At 46.2% G+C, this 2,587-nt stretch carries 4 protein-coding genes; 1 reads left to right on the top strand and 3 read right to left on the bottom strand.

The window, feature by feature from the left end:
* On the top strand, positions 1-1,215 hold a 1,215-nt coding region (locus MJZ26_14805), incomplete at its 5' end, for an aminotransferase class I/II-fold pyridoxal phosphate-dependent enzyme (GenBank protein MCQ2107046.1).
* 4 nt (positions 1,216-1,219) lie between these two features.
* On the opposite strand, the gene MJZ26_14810 is transcribed toward MJZ26_14805, so the two are convergent.
* Genes MJZ26_14810 through MJZ26_14820 form a run of 3 tightly spaced genes read right to left on the bottom strand, consistent with a single transcriptional unit; the run spans position 1,220 to position 2,212 of the window.
* Positions 1,220-1,447 (bottom strand): hypothetical protein, encoded by a 228-nt coding sequence (locus MJZ26_14810; protein ID MCQ2107047.1) that lies wholly within the window; start codon positions 1,445-1,447, stop codon positions 1,220-1,222.
* Positions 1,438-1,998: a DUF3990 domain-containing protein gene (locus MJZ26_14815; protein ID MCQ2107048.1), complete on the bottom strand. Its 561-nt coding sequence runs from the start codon at positions 1,996-1,998 to the stop codon at positions 1,438-1,440. The genes MJZ26_14810 and MJZ26_14815 overlap by 10 nt, the downstream gene beginning before the upstream one ends.
* 1 nt (position 1,999) lies before the next feature.
* On the bottom strand, positions 2,000-2,212 hold the full coding sequence (locus MJZ26_14820; GenBank protein ID MCQ2107049.1) for a DUF3791 domain-containing protein: 213 nt from the start codon (positions 2,210-2,212) through the stop codon (positions 2,000-2,002).
* Positions 2,213-2,587 lie beyond the last annotated feature (375 nt).

Here is a 2,587-nt window from a genome sequence, read left to right on the forward strand (position 1 = left end):
CGCACTAACCATTTTACGGAATCCGTTATCCGCTACATGACCCGCATTGCAAACGGCTGCGGGGCCATCAATCTTTCCCAGGGTTTTCCGGATTTTGATCCGCCGGTGGAATTGCAGAACCGCCTGGCAGAAGTGGCAAAGACGGGCCCTCATCAGTATGCGCTGACCATTGGCGCAAAAAATTTCCGTGAGGCGGTGTGCCGCAAGCAGGAACATTTCAGCGGGCTGCGTTACGATCCGGAAAAGGAAATCGTCATTACCTGCGGTAGCACCGAGGCCATGATGATTACCATGATGTCGGTTTGCAATCCCGGCGACAAGGTGGTGATTTTCTCGCCCTTCTATGAGAACTATACGGCGGACACTATTTTGAGCGGGGCTACGCCCATTTACGTTCCGCTTTCTCCCATTGATTTTTCTTTTGATGCAAACGTTCTTGAAGATGCCATGAAGCAGCCGGGTGTGAAAGCGTTGGTGCTTTGCAATCCTTCGAATCCCAGCGGTAAGGTTTTTACCCGTGACGAACTGAAGGTGATTGCGGATCTTGCCATCAAGTACGACTTGTATGTGATTACGGACGAAGTGTACGAACACATCATCTTTGCACCTAACGTTCATACCTACATGGCGACGCTGCCGGGTATGCGCGAACGTACCATCGAATGCTCCAGCTTAAGCAAGAGCTATTCCATTACGGGTTGGCGCCTGGGTTATGTGCTGGCACCGGAGCCCATCATGGAACGCATCAAGAAGGTCCACGACTTTACGGTGGTGGGTGCTTCTTCTACCATGCAGGAAGTGGCTGTGACTGCCATGAATTTTGGCGACGAATATTACGCTGAATTGCAAAATCATTACACCCACATGAAACAGCTGTTTACCGACGGCCTACGCAATTTGGGATTCAAGTTTACAGAACCTCAGGGCACCTATTTCGTGATGATGGATATCTCCGAATTCGGTTATGACCGTCGCATGGCTGCAGGCGAGTTCGGCGCCGTTTCTGGAATTGGAATGACAGGTTCTGGCGCGGTCCGTCCCGATGAACTTTTCTGCATGGATTTGGCAAAGAAGGTAGGCGTCGCCGCAGTGCCTGGCAGTAGTTTCTTTAGGGAACCAGTGAACCATCTGGTGCGATTCCATTTCGCCAAGAAGGACGAAACCTTGATTGAGGCATTGAACCGACTGGAATCCGTTAGGAAGATTTTGAAGTGAATCCTTAACCGCGAACTTTCTGTAGCTCGGCTCTATACAACTCCTCGATGTGCGAGGGGCCTTCGCACCATAGTTTGAGGCTTTCGTCAAAGAGCATTTTCCCGGTTTTGGAATTCAAAAAATCGGGTAAAACGTCGGCTGCATCAAGATGGTCTTCCTTGGAAATGGACTCGACAACCATAGTCGTCAAAAGTTCCATTGCGGCCTGAATTTGTTCTTTTGTTACAGCCATATGCGCTCGCTTTTGATAAATGCAAGTTGCTGTAATGCGACTGTTGTTCTAAAGCAGTACTGGTCCTTTAATCGTTCGGGGAGTAACAGGCGTATGCATATTTCATCTGCCTGTTGAGAGCCGACATCTCCGAAGGTTCCTGTCATGTAGGTGGTTATTGTGATGTTTGTTGCGTCGTTTGCAATCTTGCCACCGATGATATCGTATTTTTCAAAATCCTGAACAAGGGAATTGAAAAGCCCCTTTTTTCGATGAGCGACAATGCAATGTAGCCAGTCGGCATCGGCTGTTAAAAAGATTTGGGTTCGGAGATTGGCCGGTATGTACTCAAAGGAAGACACTACTCCAAAATTCTGCTGGGTTGGAATTACTCCAGATTCCTGCGCTTTTCTTGTAGAAATCTTTGCAAAGGATTTCGCTTGTTCCTTGTCTGTTGTAAGGTAGAAACCTTGACCGAAATCCTTATACTTGGCGCACTTAGACAAGTCAGGTGAAGATACTTCGCAAAAACTTCCGTGGTACAGAATGGTTCGCTGATTCAAATCAAGCATTTTACACGCCCTTTGACTTGAGGTATTGCCTTATGTCTTCAAGAACCGCCTGGTCGCCTTCAATATGGAACAAGTCCCACATTCGCTTGATATAGTGAAAAACACCCTGTTCCTTGAACTGGGTTGCTACTGCAGCAATAGACGCTCCCGTTTCTTCGGACATCAGCCGAACGAGCCTTGTCTGCATATAGATAATCTGGGTGCTTTCACTCATGTTCTTCAATATATAAAAATTTGGATATGGTATCTTGTAAAACTCCACCAAGTTGGTGGAGTTTGAGAAATGTTGCAAAGTTTTACTTTGATTCCTTGGCAAATATGGTGTCGCCTATTGGAGTTGCAGAAACCGCTCTCGCTAACGTGGCTTCAGTCGCCGTCTAAATTGCTAAGTAAAATGCCTCACAAAAATGCAGGGCATTTGTTCTTTCATGAAACAACTTGTTTCATAGAAAATTGTAAAAACGTAAAAATGTTCAAAATAGCTTGAAAATTTGCGAAAATAGACGATTTTTGTTTCTTAGATATATTGCAACTGCTCTCCGTATAATTTATTTTTTGAATGAGGGGCAAGCGTGTCCCTGTGAATTTT

This window comes from Fibrobacter sp., from assembly GCA_024398965.1.
GTDB lineage: Bacteria > Fibrobacterota > Fibrobacteria > Fibrobacterales > Fibrobacteraceae > Fibrobacter.

Bases quoted from the DNA above. Each gene is read 5' to 3' on its own strand.
- MJZ26_14820 (MCQ2107049.1), bottom strand. From the start codon at position 2,212: ATGAGTGAAAGCACCCAGATTATCTATATGCAGACAAGGCTCGTTCGG.
- MJZ26_14810 (MCQ2107047.1), bottom strand. From the start codon at position 1,447: ATGGCTGTAACAAAAGAACAAATTCAGGCCGCAATGGAACTTTTGACG.
- MJZ26_14815 (MCQ2107048.1), bottom strand. From the start codon at position 1,998: ATGCTTGATTTGAATCAGCGAACCATTCTGTACCACGGAAGTTTTTGC.